This window comes from uncultured Chloroflexus sp. (assembly GCF_937129525.1).
GTDB lineage: Bacteria > Chloroflexota > Chloroflexia > Chloroflexales > Chloroflexaceae > Chloroflexus.
In genome coordinates, this window is record NZ_CAKZNK010000023.1 from 13,756 (window position 1) to 31,505 (window position 17,750).

General features: G+C 59.2%; 14 protein-coding genes and 1 riboswitch. All 14 genes read right to left on the bottom strand.

Annotated features, from left to right (window positions below; genetic code table 11):
• Positions 1-18: 18 nt before the first annotated feature.
• Positions 19-684 (bottom strand): precorrin-8X methylmutase, encoded by a 666-nt coding sequence (locus Q0650_RS02110; protein WP_298815418.1) that lies wholly within the window; start codon positions 682-684, stop codon positions 19-21.
• A complete protein-coding gene (locus tag Q0650_RS02115) occupies positions 681-1,205 on the bottom strand; it encodes an NAD(P)H-dependent oxidoreductase (RefSeq protein ID WP_298815420.1) in 525 nt (174 codons plus the stop codon). The genes Q0650_RS02110 and Q0650_RS02115 overlap by 4 nt, the downstream gene beginning before the upstream one ends.
• A complete protein-coding gene (locus Q0650_RS02120) occupies positions 1,202-2,599 on the bottom strand; it encodes a sirohydrochlorin chelatase (protein WP_298815422.1) in 1,398 nt (465 codons plus the stop codon). The genes Q0650_RS02115 and Q0650_RS02120 overlap by 4 nt, the downstream gene beginning before the upstream one ends.
• On the bottom strand, positions 2,596-3,549 hold the full coding sequence (gene cbiB, locus Q0650_RS02125; protein ID WP_298815424.1) for an adenosylcobinamide-phosphate synthase CbiB: 954 nt from the start codon (positions 3,547-3,549) through the stop codon (positions 2,596-2,598). The genes Q0650_RS02120 and cbiB overlap by 4 nt, the downstream gene beginning before the upstream one ends.
• A 45-nt stretch (positions 3,550-3,594) precedes the next feature.
• Positions 3,595-4,335, bottom strand: coding sequence for an energy-coupling factor ABC transporter ATP-binding protein (locus tag Q0650_RS02130; protein WP_298815426.1), 741 nt, complete (start codon positions 4,333-4,335; stop codon positions 3,595-3,597).
• Complete coding sequence (cbiQ, locus tag Q0650_RS02135) at positions 4,332-5,105, bottom strand: cobalt ECF transporter T component CbiQ (RefSeq protein ID WP_298815428.1); 774 nt, start codon at positions 5,103-5,105, stop codon at positions 4,332-4,334. The genes Q0650_RS02130 and cbiQ overlap by 4 nt, the downstream gene beginning before the upstream one ends.
• A gap of 3 nt (positions 5,106-5,108) precedes the next feature.
• Complete coding sequence (locus tag Q0650_RS02140; protein ID WP_298815430.1) at positions 5,109-5,408, bottom strand: energy-coupling factor ABC transporter substrate-binding protein; 300 nt, start codon at positions 5,406-5,408, stop codon at positions 5,109-5,111.
• Entirely contained in the window at positions 5,405-6,145 is a 741-nt protein-coding gene (locus Q0650_RS02145; protein WP_298815432.1) for an energy-coupling factor ABC transporter permease, read from the bottom strand. Before Q0650_RS02145 ends, Q0650_RS02140 begins: the two co-directional genes overlap by 4 nt.
• A gap of 58 nt (positions 6,146-6,203) precedes the next feature.
• Positions 6,204-7,265 carry a nicotinate-nucleotide--dimethylbenzimidazole phosphoribosyltransferase gene (gene cobT, locus Q0650_RS02150; RefSeq protein WP_298815435.1) on the bottom strand — a complete coding sequence of 354 codons (1,062 nt, stop codon included), beginning with the start codon at positions 7,263-7,265 and terminating at the stop codon, positions 6,204-6,206.
• Positions 7,266-7,314: 49 nt separating this feature from the next.
• Positions 7,315-11,553, bottom strand: a complete 4,239-nt coding sequence (gene cobN / locus Q0650_RS02155; RefSeq protein WP_298815437.1) for a cobaltochelatase subunit CobN — start codon at positions 11,551-11,553, stop codon at positions 7,315-7,317.
• 34 nt (positions 11,554-11,587) lie between these two features.
• Positions 11,588-12,196, bottom strand: a complete 609-nt coding sequence (cobO, locus tag Q0650_RS02160) for a cob(I)yrinic acid a,c-diamide adenosyltransferase (RefSeq protein WP_298815439.1) — start codon at positions 12,194-12,196, stop codon at positions 11,588-11,590.
• 130 nt (positions 12,197-12,326) lie between these two features.
• Positions 12,327-12,472: riboswitch (cobalamin riboswitch) on the bottom strand.
• A 219-nt stretch (positions 12,473-12,691) separates the two neighbouring features.
• Positions 12,692-14,209 carry a threonine ammonia-lyase, biosynthetic gene (ilvA, locus tag Q0650_RS02165; RefSeq protein WP_298815441.1) on the bottom strand — a complete coding sequence of 506 codons (1,518 nt, stop codon included), beginning with the start codon at positions 14,207-14,209 and terminating at the stop codon, positions 12,692-12,694.
• Positions 14,196-15,968: a diguanylate cyclase gene (locus Q0650_RS02170; protein ID WP_298815443.1), complete on the bottom strand. Its 1,773-nt coding sequence runs from the start codon at positions 15,966-15,968 to the stop codon at positions 14,196-14,198. Before Q0650_RS02170 ends, ilvA begins: the two co-directional genes overlap by 14 nt.
• 32 nt (positions 15,969-16,000) lie before the next feature.
• Positions 16,001-17,074, bottom strand: coding sequence for a low-specificity L-threonine aldolase (ltaE, locus tag Q0650_RS02175; RefSeq protein WP_298815445.1), 1,074 nt, complete (start codon positions 17,072-17,074; stop codon positions 16,001-16,003).
• Between the last annotated feature and the right edge of the window lie 676 nt (positions 17,075-17,750).

Consider the following 17,750-nt stretch of genomic DNA (forward strand, 5'->3'; position numbering starts at 1 on the left):
GTCTGGTTGCTGGCGGTATCACACGGCGCGATTATCCTCGCCGGCTGCCAGGCGCAACAGGGCATTGACAATCGCTGCCGCTACCGGCGAACCGCCCTTGCGACCGGCAGTAACGATCCAGGGTACATCAGTGCGCTCCATGAGCGCGGCTTTACTTTCAACCGTATTGACAAAGCCAACCGGCACGCCGATGATCAGCGCCGGTTGCGCGCCACTGTCGAGCAGGTGCAGTAACTCGAACAGAGCGGTTGGCGCGTTGCCAATCGCCACAATCGCGCCGGTCAAGAGAGCTTGCGCGCTGGCCCATCGCAACGCTGCCGCGCTCCGGGTAAGGCCGGTTGCGGCAGCCAGTTGACTGACCTCCGGTCGGTCATTGAAACAATGAACGCTGCCTCCGAGACGCTGAAGCCGCGCCTGATCGATGCCAGCGCGCGCCATCTGCACATCAGTAATGACGGAACAACCACGTTGCAAGGCTGCTCTGCCGGCTTCAATGGCGCCGGGACTGACGCGGGTAATAGCGGCAAACTCGAAATCAGCCGTGGTGTGAATGATGCGTTCCACGATAGCAGCCAGCGGTTGCGGTAACATCATTCCGCGTTCGGCCAGCTCGGCGCGGATGATCGTGAAGGACTGGGCCGCAATCTCGCTCCCGGCTGTAAATACAGGTGATCGTTCGCTCATAGGTTTAACCCCCGGCGCAATTGAGACGCGATCTGCGCCACACGCCGACCCAATGCCTGGGCCTGGATCAGATCGGCTTCGGTGATGGTACCGACCGCAGTGGCGCCGTAGTATGAACCGGCCTGCTCCATGAGTGGCGTCCACGGTAGACCGACAATGATCATGCCGCCGCCGAGCATCCAGTGCAGCACCGAGAGCAGGGTAAACTCGGTACCGGAATGGCGACCGGCGCTACTGGTGAAGGCTGCGCCAACTTTACCGGCCAAAGAACCCTCTTCCCAGAGGTCACCGGTAGTATCGAGCCACCGCTTGAGCGTCCCTTTGATGCCGGTCCAGTTTGGCGTGCCAATAATGATCCCATCCGCCTCAAGCAGATCGGCTTTGGTTGCCTGCCGGGGCAGACGCACTTTGACCACGACGCCGGGAACTGTCGCCGCGCCAGTAGCGATGGCCTGAGCTAGTTGGGCAACTTGATCGCCAGTGTCGTGCAAGATGAAGATCCGACAGGGGTTTTCAGTCATTGGCGGATGTGCTCCTTCCAGTAGTGATAGGTCTTGGCAACCGCAGTCACCACATTTTTGATCTCAGCTTCAAGCCGGAATTGTGGCCCGGCTGGTAGCAGCAAGAGGCGATCTTCGCGTCGCGCGCTGACATTTTCGACGATAATTGCGCGCAACAGCCAGATTGCCATCTCTTCGCTATCGCACACCAGCCCGATCCATCCCGGCGCGACATCAGTTTTGACCGGCAAGTCTGTTACCATCGTCAGCGCGCGAGTGAGTTCGGCAATTACGCGCTGATAGCCGTCGGGATCGGCCCGAATGGTCGCCGGATCGACCGGTTCCAGGAGCGTGCCACGGTGTGGTGGTCCACCGGCCAGGGCCAGCTCGCAGAAGGGATTATTGGGATCATCGCCACCCCAGACCCGATCCCAGGCTACCTGACCATGTTCGTCAAACACCAGCGGCGCGGCGGTCATAGGAGCCGCGCTGACCGGTTGTCCACCACGATAACGAGGCGGCAGTAGAGTAGCAAGCGGCGACGGCGACGCTTCGCCACGCAAGCCGTGTTCGTGATCGCTGCTCTGCGGACGACCAAAGTCGGCGGTAAAACCGGGAAAGAGACGACGGTATTTACAGACATCACAGTTGACCGCAACCTGTCCGGCAACGGCTTCGTGAAAGCGTTGCTCGATAGCGGCCAGGACACCTTCGTGCAGACCGAGATGATCGGTCAACAACAATTCACGGTCGGGATAGCGTTGGCGAGCAGTCTCCACCTGGCCGCGGATCCGCTGCAAAATCCGTCCGGTGAAGAGCAGGTAGGGGATCACAATCACCCGTCGCGCGCCGAGCGCGATACAGGCGTCGATAGTTTCAGGTACTCGCGGCGTCGTCACGCTGTAGAAGCCGTATAGCACCCGCGCATAGCCGCGGCCTTCCCACAACAGGCGAGCCATTCGGGCCACATCAGCGTTGCTATCAGGATCGCTGCTTCCGCGTCCGATCACCGCTAACGCTGTCTCGGCGCGCGGAAATGGAGGCGCAGCAGCTTCGACGGCGGCCAGTCGATCCGACAGGGCTTTGAGCAGGGGATATTGCACGCCCAACGGCGCGCTGTACTGAATGGTGAGGTCTGGCCAGCGGAGGCGGGCCTGACGCAGCGCCACCGGAATATCGTTTTTCTGGTGGCCAGCCGCGCCCAGCAACAACGGTAACGCCACGATCCGCTGATAGCCGGCGCGCGCGCATTGATCGATAGCCTGACCAATCGGCGGATCGGCCAGTTCGAGAAAGCAGGGTTGCACGAAGCAATCCAGTCTTTGCTGAACCATGGTGGCCAGTTGGTGGTATTCGGCTAATCCAGCAGCATCATCGGTGCCGTGACCGATCAGCAAGAGCGCAGTTGCGGTCATGATGCAGACCTCGATTCGGTTAAACGGGCCAATCCAAACAGGCAAATCAATCCGAACACCAGTATGGCGATGACGAGCCGACCCAACCGGCGCGCTTCGCCGATCATGGCAGCGTCAGGGATACGACGACCATCACCGAGGATATAATGATCGCGTTTGGTTAGTGTGGTATCCAGCGCGCCGGCCATCGCCGCCATTGGCCAACCGGCATTGGGGGAAGCGGTACGACCGGCATCGCGCCACATCACCGTCAGCGCTTGACTTCCACGCCGATACATCAGGTGCGCCGCGAGCGCAATCAGGATGGCAGTCAGGCGAGCCGGGAACAGATTGAAGGCATCGTCGCAGCGCGCAGCAGCTTTGCCCAAATGTTCGAAACGCTCGGTGCGATAGCCCCACATCGCATCAGCGGTATTGGTGAAGCGATAGAGATACATAGCCGGCAAACCTCCTGCCAGCAATGCCAGCAATGGCGCCACGACACTATCGCTCAAATTTTCGGCCAGCGACTCGATTGCCGCTCCGGCCACTTCAGCAGCGCTCAGATCGTCAGTTGGCCGGCTCACCAAATGCCAGGCCAGCAAGCGCCGCGCCGTAGCGAGATCGCCAGCGTTCAACGCCGTTTCCACCCCGGCCACTGCGCGATCGAGGCCGCGATAGGCCAGCAACAGGGAAGCGAGCGCCCCTTGAGCCAGTGGATGATGCGGCAGCAAGTTTACAACCCCGCTCAACAACCAGCCACTCGCCAGCCAGCCTGCGCCCCAGATCAGGCGAGCGCCCGGTTGCGATGGCGCTAGCCGTTCGCCAAACTGCAACCAGCGGCCCATGAACCCAACCGGATGCAATTGGCTGGGGGGATCACCCAACACGGTATCGATAGCCAGCGCGACAAGCGCAATTCCCGCTCGTCGCGCGAGGAGGGCGACGAACCGGCGTCCAGGTTGTGACAATGACGGCGCTCCGTGCATGGAGTTCACCTGCGATACAACGAACAATTACTCTAGCCATATCTCTGGCGGCGCGATCAGCGCGCGCAACGACGGATCGGCCCACACCTGCGCCGGCGGCGCTACCGCAGCAATCTGACCTTCCCGCAGCACAACCACCAGATCGGCCCAACATCGAGCCAGGGCCAGATCGTGGGTCGCCAGCAAAATGGTTGTCTCCTGCTCGACCAGACGATTGAACACCTGCAATACGTGGTGCCGCGCCCACAGATCCAGGCCCGACGTTGCTTCATCGACCAGGAGGCAGCGCGGACGCATCGCCAGCACGCCGGCCAGCGCCACCCGCGCCTTCTGACCACCACTGAGGGCATGTGTTGGCCGGTCGAGCAAATCGGTCACATCGCAGAGCGCAGCGGCCTCGATCACCGCATGATGCGCTTCTTCGGCGCTCAGACCTAGATTCAGCGGACCGAAGCTAATGTCCTGGCGAACGCTGGCGCTAAAGAGCTGGTCATCGGGTGATTGCATCACCAGGCCAACGCACTGGCGCAAGCGACGCAAACCCTGACGCGAATAGACGACCGGCGCGCCATCAAGGCGGATCGAACCACGCTGCGGGCGCAGGATACCGGCAGCAATCAACAAGAGGGTGCTTTTACCGGCGCCATTGCGCCCCAGCAGAACGATACGTTGACCGCGCTCAATATGTAGCGACACGTCTCGCAACGCCGGCGACGGACTGTCGGGGAATCGGTACGAAACCTCTTCCAGGGTCAACACGGCTGTCATACCAACCACCCGGCCAGCGTCAGGCTCATCACGATCAGGCCGGCAATCCACCACAAACGTCGATCAGCGACGTAGGTTAAGGGCAAGACCCGCAAATCACCGCTAAATCCGCGCGCGGTCAGAGCCAGTTCGAGCGCCTGGCTACGCCGGAACGCAGCGATAAACAACTGACTGCCCAGCAGCGCCGAACTGCGCATCGTCGCCCGCCACGAAGCATAGCCCAAACGAGCGGTTTGCGCGACGGTCATCTGTTCAAGGGTTTCGAGCAAGATGAAGATGGCGCGATACGTTAACATCATCAATTCGATCACCAATGCCGGCATGCGTAACCGGCGCAACAGTTCGATCAGATCGACCAGCGGCGTGGTCAAGATGAGAAAGTTCAAGGCAGACGCAGCGCCCAGCGTTCGGCTCAGCACATGCAACGCCGTCTGCAACGACTCATTGCTTACGCTAACCCAGATCGGCCCTAGCGATAATGCTAATTGCGCCTGATCGGGATACTCAAAGCCAATACTCACCACAAGACCGATGACTGAGAGCGCCAGAAAGACACTCTCAGCCCCCAAAACTGTCACGACAATGCGCATCGGTATGCGCCCATAACCAACAGTCATTCCAACCATCCAGAGCAGTGCCATCAGTCCGACAATTGGTCGATCAAGCGCGACACAGAGCAGAATCACGCCGAGAGCAATCCCGCCCTTTTGCGCTGGATCGACCGCGCGCAATCGATTGGCAAAGGCGTAACGATCAATCACGCGCAGCATGGTTCACCGATCGCGCCGCTGTCGGCGACCGTGTTGCCAGCCGAAAAAGTAGCCGATAAAACCCGCCCCCAGGCCAGCTTGCAACGCAAACAACAGGCTTTCGGTTTCGCCGCCTGGCGGTTCAAACAACGGCGCAAACCATGGCTCATAATCGGGAGCAATCTCGAGAACAGCCTCTTCGGCTGCAACGTCGGCGCCACCAAACTCAGTATCCCGGATGAGCATGATCGGCGCTATCGCCAATCCAATCACGACCAGCCAGAGCGTGACAATCAGCGGCCAGCGTAACGGTTTTGCATTCATGATCGCACACCCTTGATCTCAAGCGCTTGCAGCTCAGCGGCAGCGCTGGTTTGCAGCGCGTTCATCACCAATACGGTCAAAATTCCTTCGCTGATCGCCAGCGGAATTTGCGTCACAGCAAAGATGGCGCCAAACTTGACGAACGAAGCAGCAATCCCTCCCACCGGATCGGGATGAGCCAGCGCTAACTGGAGGGAAGTCATAACGTAGGTAGCCAGATCGGCCAGCGCCGCAGCCAGAAAGACGGTCAGCCAGAACGACGCGCGTCCAACCAGACCCCGCCAGATCAACCAGGCTACAAAGGGGCCGACCACCGCCATGCTGAACGCATTCGCTCCCAACGTGGTCAGGCCGCCGTGGGCGATGAGCAGGGCCTGAAAGAGCAGGACGATTGAACCAAGCACGCTCATCACCCATGGCCCAAACAGGATCGCGCCCAGACCGGTGCCGGTTGGGTGACTGCTCGAACCGGTGACGCTGGGCAGTTTCAGCGCGCTCAACACGAAGGTGAAGGCAGCGGCAAAGCCAAGCAATAGCCGCGCTTCCGGCTTCTCGCGCGCAATCCGTTGAATCTGGCGAAAACCCACGATCCAGAAGGGAATAGTGACGGCAAACCAGAAGAGCGCCCATAGCGGTGGCAGGAACCCTTCCATGATGTGCATGGCATAAGCGGGCCGCGCCTCGAATGTGATCAGGAGTATCGCGCCAAGGATGACAATAAGCCAGCGCCGTTTCATAATCACCTCATGTCATCAACTGCACTACGGCCAGACATTGCGATTGCCCAACCTGTCGTTACTCACTGTGCTTCTCAGACACACCTGCCTCGGCGAAGGTTGCCATCTCATCTAACACCTTGCAGGCGGCCTGGCAGATCGACATCGCCAGCACTGCGCCCGTGCCTTCCCCGAGTCGCATGTTGAGATCGAGCAGCGGTTGCAGATCGAGGTGACTGAAGACCGCAGCGTGGCCGCGCTCAACCGAGCGATGACCGGCGATCATGTAGGGTATCGCTGCCGGCGCCAGAGTTGCCGCAATTAGCGCTGCGGAGCCGGCGATAAATCCATCGATCACGATCGGTACTCGTCGGGCAGCCGCGCCCAGAATCACACCGGCCAGACCACCAATCTCTAACCCACCCACTTTTGCCAGCACGTCAATGCCATCGCGCGGGTTTGGTTGGTGTAACGCCAGGGCCTGCTCGATCACGGTAATTTTGCGAGCCAGGCCGGTATCATCGATACCGGTACCGCGACCGGTCACTTCCGACGCCGGTCGCCCGGTAATGGCTGCCACTACTGCGCTCGCCGCTGTCGTGTTGGCAATACCCATCTCACCGGTAGCCAGAAGATCGGCGCCGCTATCGATGGCTTCGTTGGCGCAGGCAATACCAACTTCAATTGCCTGCTGGGCCAGTTCCCGGCTCATTGCCGGCTCCTGGCTAAAATCGGCAGTACCATAGGCCAGCTTGCGGCTGACCAGTTCGGGATGTGACGGCAGATCGGCAGCCACGCCGATGTCAACCACAATCACCCGAGCGCCGACATGGCGGGCGAGCACGTTGATTGCTGCGCCACCGCGCAGAAAGTTCAAAACCATTTGCGGCGTTACTTCAGCGGGAAAGGCGCTCACACCCTGACGGGCCACGCCGTGATCAGCAGCCATCACAATCACCGCCGGATTTGTCAGGCGCGGTCGCTCACGCCCGGTGATGCCGGCAATGCGAATCGAGAGTTCTTCCAACCGTCCGAGCGAACCGGCAGGTTTGGTCAGCGTATCCTGGCGACGACGCGCTGCCGCTGCTGACTGATCGACGAGCGGTCCGATCTGATCGATCGTCTGTTTGAGTAACGTCATTGGTTGCTCCTTTCTCATCACGCTACCGCGATAACGGATTGGATGAATGCTATTGAGAATACAATCCTTCCCGCTGTTCTTCCCCCCAGGCCAGCACTGCATCGATAGCGGCCTGAGCTTCAGCCGAGGGTTCGCGCCACATCCCGCGTCCGATCGCCTCGTTTAAGCGTTCAGCGATCGCCTGCAAGGCCCAGGGGTTGACCTCTTGCAGCCATTGCTGCACTTCAGGATCGCGCAGGTAACGCTCGGTGACCTGTTCGTACATCCAGTCGGCCAGCACCTGAGCGGTGGCATCGTAGCCGAAGAGGTAATCGACGGTGGCCGCCAGTTCAAGGCCGCCTTTGTAACCGTGCCGACGCATACTGGCAATCCACTTCGGATTGACCACGCGAGCGCGAAACACTCGCCGCGCCTCTTCACGCAGATCACGGGTGCGTGGGCGGGCAGGATCGCTGCTGTCGCCAAAGTAGCGCGCAGGATTGCGCCCGCTCAGGGCGCGAATGGCGGCAATCATGCCGCCGTGAAACTGGAAGTAGTCATCACTATCGAAGATGTCGTGCTCGCGGTTGTCTTGATTTTTGGTCGCTACCTGCACCGTCGATAACGCCGCAGCAAAAGCCTGTTCTGCCGGCACACCCTGTTCGGTAGCGGTGTAAGCGTAACCACCCCATTTCAGGTAGACCCGGGCCAGATCGGCATCACCTGTCCAGTTTTGGCCATCGATCAGTGGCAACATCCCGGCGCCGTAACTCCCCGGCGGGCTGCCGAAGATGCGGTACGCCGCTTCACGTTGGGCAGTTTCGTCATCCAGCCCGCTCGCAACCAGTGACTGAGCGGTCGTCAGCGCATGCTTGCGGGGGAAGTTGTGCGTGAGTGGCTCGTCGAGCGCAATCACTGCCTGTACCGCCTGATCGATTAACTCGATCAAATGGGGGAAAGCATCGCGGAAGAAACCGCTAATCCGGCATACCACATCGATCCGGGGACGACCAAGTTCGGCGAGAGGGATGATCTCAAAGCCGATGACTCGCCGGTTCTCCCGTTGCCAGCGCGGGCGAACACCCAGTAAAGCCATCACCTGGGCCACATCATCACCGGCAGTGCGAATGAGGCTGGTACCCCAGATGCTGATACCAACGCTTTCGGGGAAGGTACCGTACTCACGGCGATAACGCTGGATCAGATCGCGCGCCAACCCCTGACCGGTCTCCCAGGCAGCGATGCTCGGTATGCTGCGTGGATCGAGGCTGTAGAAGTTGCGACCGGTCGGCAACACGTGCGCCATACCGCGGGTTGGCGCGCCACTCGGCCCCGGCGGCACAAACTGGCCGGCCAGCGCAGCCAGCAGATGCGCGATTTCAGCCGTGGCGCTCTGGCGTAGCTTCGGCACAATCCAGTCACAGGCGAACTGTAACGCAGTGGCGACTGGCTCTGTATGGTGAGCCGCCGGCAGATGATGCGAGATAATCGCTGCCACAGCATCGACAGACCAGTCAGCATCGTTAAGCCGGCTCAATAGTTGCCGGCAAAGATTTTCTACATGCTCGATGAGATCGGCATTGGTCAGGAAACGGGTATCGCCGAGTCGTCGTCGTCCCGGCTGTTCCTGGAGGGCGCGCCAGTCTTCCCCCAACGCTGTCGCCACTGCCGCCGGCAAAGACGGCGCGGCCAAATTGGGCAACCGCAAGAGATGGTAGACCAGATCGACCAGTTGCGTTCCTGACGGTAAAGTTCCCAAAATATGCAGGCCATCACGAATCTGCGCGCCGGTCAATTCGCACAAATAACCTTCAATGTCTTCGAGCAAGTGAGCAACCTCGCGCCCTTCTAGCTCAGCCAGCACTGTAGGCGTACCATCTTCGAGCACACTGCCATCCCACTCGTGGCGATGGTCTCCGTGATCGGCCTGCAAGATGTAGCGCAGATCATCGGCCAACTTACTGCGCTGTAACACCTCCCAAATCTGGCGCTGCAACAGTGGCAGCTTGCCCGGATCAAGCCGCTCCATCCGATAATATTCGTCAACCAGTTGGGCCAGCTCGGCCAGGTCACCATACGCACCGGCGCTGGTCATCGGCGGAGTAAGGTGATCAACGATCACTGCATGGGCGCGACGTTTCGCCTGTGTGCCCTCGCCGGGATCGTTGATGATGAAGGGATAGATGAGCGGGAGATCGCCCAGGAAGGGATCAGGAAAGCAGATCGCGCTCAGTCCAACGCCTTTGCCGGGTAGCCATTCGAGCGTGCCGTGCTTGCCCAGATGGATAATGGCGTCGGCCTGCCATTCATCGCGCAACCAGCGGTACAGGGCATAGTAGTTGTGCGGCGGCGGCAGATCGGGCCGATGGTAGATTGCATTGGGATCCATGTCGTAGCCACGGGGTGGTTGCAGCGCAACAAAGACGTTACCGAACTCAAGTCCGGCCAGCGCCAGGGTATCTTGATGAACGTATGCGCTCCCCGGAGGCGGCCCCCACTGGCGGATCATCGCTTCTTGCAGGGCTGATGGCAACCCGGCAAACCAGCGCCGGTAGGTGGCAACGGAGACACGATACGCCTGAGCCAATTGCTCGCTGGTCAACCACGTCTCATCATACGAACAGCGAGCCACAAGATCGGCAATTAATTGTTCACCGGTTTCCGGCACTTCGCCAATCGTGTAACCGGCTTCGCGCAAGGCAGCCAACAAGCGTAGCAGCGAGGCCGGCGCGTCGAGACCAACTGCGTTGCCGATCCGTTGCGCTTTGGCGCTACTATTAGTCAGGATCACAGCAATGCGTTTATCGGAATTTGGCTTACGTCGCAACTGCGCGAGACGCCAGACCAGACCGGCCAGGCGTTCGATCCGTTCTGGATCGGGCAACGAGCGCGCTGCGCTATCGCCCGCCTGTTCCTTGAATGCCACCGGCACGCCGATGATGCGACCATCAAGTTCAGGCAGAGCAACGTTCATTGCTGTGTCGAGTGGCCCTAAGCCCCGACCATCACGCTGCCATGATTCTCGATCGGTACTGCTGACCAGTGCCTGAACGACCGGCGCATTGAACCGGCTGAATGGGTGTGGATCACCGTCACCGATTGCAAAACTGAGTGTCGAGATCACCACATCGACCGGCCCGGCCTGATTGATCAGGTTGAGCGCGACCGGCACGCCTTCGGCATCGGTTTCTTTGAGCGAATGGGTGTAGACAGCGCGCGCCTGTAGACCACGGGCCTGCAACCCGTTGATCAATGCATCAATGAAGGCGGTATTACCGCCAAGCAAATGAGCGCGGTAGAAGAGCACGCCAACCGTTGACGCCGCACCTGCGGCAACCTCGGGGTTCTCTTGCGCTGCCTGTCGCCTGCGCCGCGGACGTGGCGGAACGTAGAGGCCGTGGAGTGGCAACTCAACCGGCGGATCGTAGCCCCAACCGCTGACCAGCAGGTGATCGCTGAGACATTGCAGGCCGTTGGCAAGATTGACCGCGCCGCCGGCCCGAAAGTAGGCGCTAGCCAGCATTGCCAGCGGCACCCCCACCGTCGAACGCGCCATCAGTTCCGGATCAACCTGCTCAACTGCCGGCAGGCAGAGCAGAAAACCACCGGTTGCCGCAGCCCACTGTTGTAACCGCTCCAGTCCGTATGCAAACGCTGCCGGACTATGCAACCGCGCGACGACAACAGCGGCATCGGGCAAGTACACCTCGAGCAAACGATCAATCGCCGCCGGTTCAGTGACCCGCCCTACATGAGCCATTCGCACCGGCGCAAAACCCTCTGGCAACAGCGTGACAGCCTGCTCGAGCGCCAGCAGATCGGTATCCGCCTGACTCAAGACCAGGAACCCATTGCCGACAACGGCAGGGATGGCCTTCGTTCCTTCCGCCAGCGCGCCGCTCCCATCCCAGGCAAACCCGTTGAACAGATGGGGAATGAGCGGCGGCGGCGGCGCCAGTGGCCGGTCGGTAGCGAGCAGCGCTTCGATAAAATCGTACAGAATTGGAATGAGGGCCGGATCGTTGAGTGAGTGGAACCAGTAGGGTCGGCCATCCATCAAGAGGAGGGCGACATTGGCGAGCGGACATGGCCCCAGACACCCACCCTGGCTCAGGTGAACACGGTTACGGAGCCGACGCCGTCCCCATTCAGTATGGTACAGATCGGTTGGAACCGGCGCAAATCCGCGTTCGGTGTGGCCGCAACAACAGCCAGTGGCACAGACAATCAGCATCCCGCGCCGGGCGCCGGCATTGACCATACGGCCATCGAGACGCTGCACCATATTGCGCTTGAGCGATTCTGCCATTGCGCCTCACCTCACTGCATTCAGGCTGCGGCTCTCAATATTCGATCCCCGGCTGGGCGCGAATGCCCTGATCGTTAAACGGGTGTTTGACTTCGCGCATCTCGGTGACCAGATCGGCATATGCAATCAACTCAGGCGGCGCATAGCGACCGGTGATAATCAGATGCAGCATTGGCGGCTTGTGGGCCTTCAACCAGGCCACCACCTCAGCGGTAGAAACCCACCCATAATGCATCACATAGGTAAACTCATCGAGCAAGAAGACATCGTAATCACCGCTGACAATGCGCTCTTTTGCCACCTCCCAGCCGTGCAGCGCCCGCGCCTGCGTCTCATCGAGGTTGCGACTCGTCCAGGTAAAGCCATCGCCAAGCGGCGTAAGTGTGATCCCCATCCGTTCGAGCGCGCGCAATTCGCCGAATTTTGCCTGTTCGTGCTTGATGAACTGCACGCCACCCACGCGCATATTGCGCCCCCAGGCTCGCAACAGAATGCCAAGGGCAGCCGTCGTTTTGCCCTTGCCATTTCCGGTATTGACAATCACCAACCCCTTTGGTCGATGGCTGGCCCGCACAGCCTGCCGACGGGCTTCGGCTTCCGGCGACGATCCTGGCCCGCCTGGCGTGGTAGCTTCATCAGACACAGCTAACTCCTTCCGCTGACATATAAACAAAAACCCCGACCTTCTGTTGCCGGTCGGGGTTATGTAACGATGACGCAGTAGCAAGCAATGCTGGCGCGCCCCGTTCATCCTCCTTGGCTCGAGAAGGGCTGAACGAACATCACATCGCGGCAGGCGTCCTGGCTTCCGGTCACAAATGACCGGTTACAGTTGCGGCACAGCGCTGGACTTACACCAGCTTCCACCTTTACGCCCTGGCATCCGGGCCTGCGGGTCACCGCGATGGTTCATATACTGGCAATGTGCAGAACGTGACGTATTATAGCACAATGTTGAGACAACTGTCGATTCGTTACCGGCGTGAAGCGGTGCGTTAGCGCGGAATGTGCTCGCGTCTAGCCCTCGCTGCTCACTCCCGTAAGGGAAAGAGACGATACTTCTCTCTGCCGGAGAAACGGAAACGGCTGGTCATGTCTCGCCATAGGTTTGAGACATGACCGCACAGCCGCAAGCAATCTATTTCAAGAACAGGTGGTAAGCCGGATTATCGCTCTGCTCGCGATACGGATAACCCAGGCGGCTCAACGAAGCATAGAACCGATCGAGATCGGCATCTGGCACTTGAATCCCGGCCAGCACACGCCCGTGAGCGCTACCGTGATTGCGGTAGTGGAACAGGCTGATATTCCACGACGCATCGAGCGACTCGAGAAATTGAAGCAATGCGCCTGGCCGTTCAGGAAACTCGAAGGAGAAGAGACGTTCATCGACAGCTTCGGGCGCCCGTCCACCAACCATATGGCGCAGATGGATAATCGCCAGTTCGTCATTGGTAAGATCGACCACAGTATAACCGGCGTTGCGCATCCGCTCGGCCAGCTCGTGGCGCTGACGGGCATCGGTCAGTTGCACGCCAACAAAGACATTGGCGTCAGGACGCGGCGCGTAGCGATAATTGAATTCGGTGATATTGTGCGGCCCGATCACGCGGCAAAATTGCTTGAACGAACCGGGCTGTTCGGGAATTGTCACTGCAAAGAGCGCCTCGCGCCGCTCGCCGATCTCGGCCCGTTCGGCAACGTGACGCAGGCGATCAAAATTCATGTTTGCGCCACACGTCAACGCGACTGCGGGCAGATCGGCGCCACGCTCGGCAATGTAGCGCTTCAATCCGGCCACCGCCAGCGCCCCTGCCGGCTCCATAATCGCGCGGGTATCTTCAAACACATCTTTGATGGCCGCGCACACCTCATCGGTAGTAACGCGCACGAAGTCATCAACGTACCGTTGCACGATGGCAAAGGTGTGTTCGCCAACGCGCCGCACCGCCACGCCATCGACAAAGATACCGACCTGATCGAGCGTCACCCGATAGCCGGCGCGGACACTCTGATACATGGCGTCAGAGTCATCTGGCTCAACGGCAATGATTTCGATATTGGGATTGATACTCTTGAGAAAGATCGCAATCCCGGCAATCAAACCGCCACCGCCAACCGGGACAAAGACCCGATAGCGTTCGGCGCGCATCTGTTGGGAAATCTCCAGGCCAATCGTGCCTTGTCCGGCAATCACCAGGGGATCGTCGTAAGGATGAATAAACGTCAAACCCAGCTCTTGTTGCAACCGATACGCATGCGCCTCGGCATCGCTATAGCTGTCGCCGTAGAGCACCACTTCGGCATTGCGCCGACGGCAGGCAGCCACCTTGATCTCGGGTGTGGTCACCGGCATCACAATGGTAGTACGGATACCCAACTGCTGGCCGGAATAGGCCACACCCTGAGCGTGATTGCCGGCAGAAGCGGTAATCACGCCGCGTTCCTTTTCAGCCGGACTAAGATGCGCCATGCGGTTGTAGGCGCCGCGCAGCTTAAACGAGAAGATCGGCAACAAATCTTCGCGCTTAAAAAAGATCGGCAACCCTAGCCGGGCGCTGAGCAATGGCGCCGGCTGCAACGGCGTCTCTTGTACCACATCATAAACCCGACTGGTCAGAATGCGTTGCACATACGTAAAATCAGGATTCGGCATACGTTGAAAGCTCCTTTGCGCCACAAACAAGATTGCGCCCTCGGCGTTTCGCCAGATAGAGGGCCTGGTCAGCGTCGGCAATGAGCCGCGCCGGATCGGTATGCAATTGCGATTGAAAGGTTGCCACGCCAATGCTCAACGTCAGGCTGAGCAATCGTCCATCAATTGCCATCGGTGTGGTGGCAATGAGGAGACGAAGGCGATCGGCGACCTGTAAAGCGGCTTCGTAATCAGTTTCCGGCAAAATCAGACTAAACTCTTCACCGCCATAGCGAGCCAGCGTATCGATGTCACGCAGATGTCGGCGACAGCATTGCGCTATTTCGCGCAAGACCCAATCTCCCACCAGATGGCCGTGGGTATCATTCACCAGTTTAAAGTGGTCAAGGTCAATAATAGCGACGCTCAACGGGTGCTGATAACGGCGCGTGCGTTCCATCTCCTGGTGCAGCAAATGGAGAAACTGGCGCCGGTTGACCAATTCGGTGAGCGTATCGGTAATGGCCAGCGATTGCAGGTGAGCGAAGCGCAGCGCATTGTGCAGGGCCACCGCCACGGTAGAGGCAAGCATTTCCAGCGCGCTTAAATCATTCGTCGTGTAGGCATCACGCCGGTCGCTTGCCACCACCAGCGCACCAATGATCCGATCGGCCACAATGAGCGGCGTAGCCAGCAACGATCCCCGCGTCAGATCGCCATCGATTTCAGGATCCGGCAACGCTGTCGGTTCGGGCAACGACTGCGCGCCAGACAACCGCAACGAGACCCCTACCCGCAAAACATACCCGGCAACCCCTTTGGCAATCGACTCTCGTCGCGTCGGATGTTGACCTGCTGGGGCAATCAGATAAACATACTCGAACGTCTGATGGTCAACCGGTAGCGCAATAGCAAATCTGACGTGATCGACCAGCTTGCTGACGGCGCGATGAATGGCCTGATAGAGTTGGGCAAGATCGAGGGTAGCGCCAATCTCAACGCTGGCCCGGTAGAGTGCGTAACGCTGATCAGCATTGCGGATAGCGCGCTGATACATGCGGGCGCTCTGCAAAGCAATCGCGGTCTGGCGCGCAATTGCCTGCAAGAGATCGCGATCCCGTTCCTGAAACGGTTCATCGCGCATGCGATAGAGGGCCAGAATACCTAACGGTGTGTTGCCATGCTTGATCGGCGTTGCCAGCAACGAACGCACGCCAGCTCGCACCAGTTCAGGCAAGACATGCGACTGAGCGGCATAGTCGGCAATCAGCAGCGATCGATTCTGATTGATGATCTGCCACATCAGCCCTTTCCGCTCACCGGTCACCGGCGAGATCAGATCAACCGGCAAATTCACCAGATGGCCGGGCAAGAGCCGGTCGCGATCAGGATCGTAGATCGGCAGAGCGCCGGCATCAGCATCAAGCAGATCCATTGCGAACCGCACAACCTGTTCCAGCACATGCTCGATCTCAAGCTTACTCGCAATGGCCAGTGCCATCTCGCCGAGTCGTCGATCAGACAGCAACTCAGTTGGTTGCCAAAAAACCAGGAGCATTCCTAGCAGTTCACCCGCCTGATGCCAGAGCAGTTCACGTTGTACCACGTACCGTTGCCCGTTAAGAAAGACCTCAGAGACTTCGGTTGCGTGAACCAGATCGGCCAGCAGCGGTTTCACCGATGGCAGCAACGGATGGCTGGTATGGCTTACCGCCAATACGTTCGTATCGAGCGAAACCAGCAGCGAAAGGACGGGTGAATGCGACAGATCGCCAATCATACCAACCACCGGTCAGGCGGTGTAGCTACGGGTTACGCCAAGATTTCGGCAGCGACGCTAATCACCCGCTCAATATGCGTCGCCTCGATCCCATAGTGAGTGACAGCGCGAATGCTGGTACTACTCATACTTCCCATAAGAATGCCATGGGTGCGCAAGGCTGCCAGAAATTCAGATACGCTCAGGCGCGGATGCGCCAGATCAAAACGAACGATATTCGTCTGCACGCGATTGAGATCGATCTGTATACCGGGCAATTCGGCCAACCCGGCAGCCAGGCGTCGGGCATGCACGTGGTCTTCAGCCAGCCTATCAACCATTTCGTTGAGCGCAACGATACCAGCGGCAGCAATCACGCCGGCCTGCCGCATCCCGCCACCGAGCTGCTTCCGAACCCGGCGCACGCGGGCAATCACATCTGCCGGCCCGGCGACCAGCGAACCGATCGGCGCAGAGAGACCTTTTGAGAGGCAGAACATCACTGTATCGACGTGGGCGGTCAAGGCGGTAACCGGCACGCCGAGCGCAATGGCGGCATTAAAGATGCGCGCGCCATCGAGATGCAGCGGCAAGCCATGGGACTGCGCCAGCTCGCGCACTTGAGCCAGATAGTCAGGACTCAAGACGACCCCACCACAACGATTATGGGTGTTCTCGAGGCAGATGACGCCGGGAGGAGCAAAATGGCTATCATCAATGCGCGTTGCTGCGTCTGCCAGCAGATCGAGATCGATCCGACCATCGGCAGCCGTCGGCAGCGGGTGGTAGATCAAGCCACCGAGCGCACTGGCGCCGCCAGCTTCGTAATTGTAGATGTGGCTCTCATTGCCGAGGATCACGCGCTGACCGCGCTGACAATGGGTAAGCAGCGCGGACAGATTGCCCATCGTGCCACTGGGCACCAGCACCGCTGCTTCTTTGCCGACCCGTTCGGCAGCGAGGCGCTCGAGCGCATTGACCGTCGGATCTTCGCCGTACACATCATCACCCAGCGCAGCGTGAGCCATTGCAGCGCGCATCGTCGGCGAAGGCAGAGTCACCGTATCACTGCGCAGATCGATCCGATCATCCAGCGTATCGGTGACCGGCAAAACATAGCCTTGCATAGTGGAAACATTCCTCCATTGCCCGCAGTTCAGTTACGTTGAGCCATTATAGCACGCTTGCCATAACTGACGTTGCATAGCACATCAGCAAGCGAGCGCTAGCGCGACCTGGCGTTTCTGGTGTCAGCGCGAGCGCAGAATCACCAACGACATCACAGGCTGCGCGCTGCGTCTCTATATCCTTCTCAGGCAACACTCTCGCTCTCTTTTGTCGGCGCAGACTGCTGATGAACCGCCGAAGCGTATGGCGTGCCCGCTCGCCTTTTTCAGTGCGAAAAGCGGTAACCGCCCACGCTCTGGCAACTGCGGTTACTGCACACTCGCGCATGGACACAGAGGAGACACGATGATAGAGCGCGCATCGATACCTTATCGGCAATTGATTACCTGAAAACCATTAACAGAATGGTTATCCCGCAACTCATGCAAAAAACTGCCCACCTTTGAAAACCCGATTTGCAGGAATCAAGGCCAGGAAAAACCCTTTCTAACCAGCTATTCGCCCGATCTTTACCAAACGCAAAGATTTTGCACAAACATTGTCTATATTCCATTTTGTTGACTCTCATGCTACAATTTGTTTGAACGTTCGTAGTTTTGATTCAGCACTACACATTCCGGCTCAATCAAGTGTGGCAATAACCTCCTGGCAAGCACTCATTCTTTGTGAACGTAG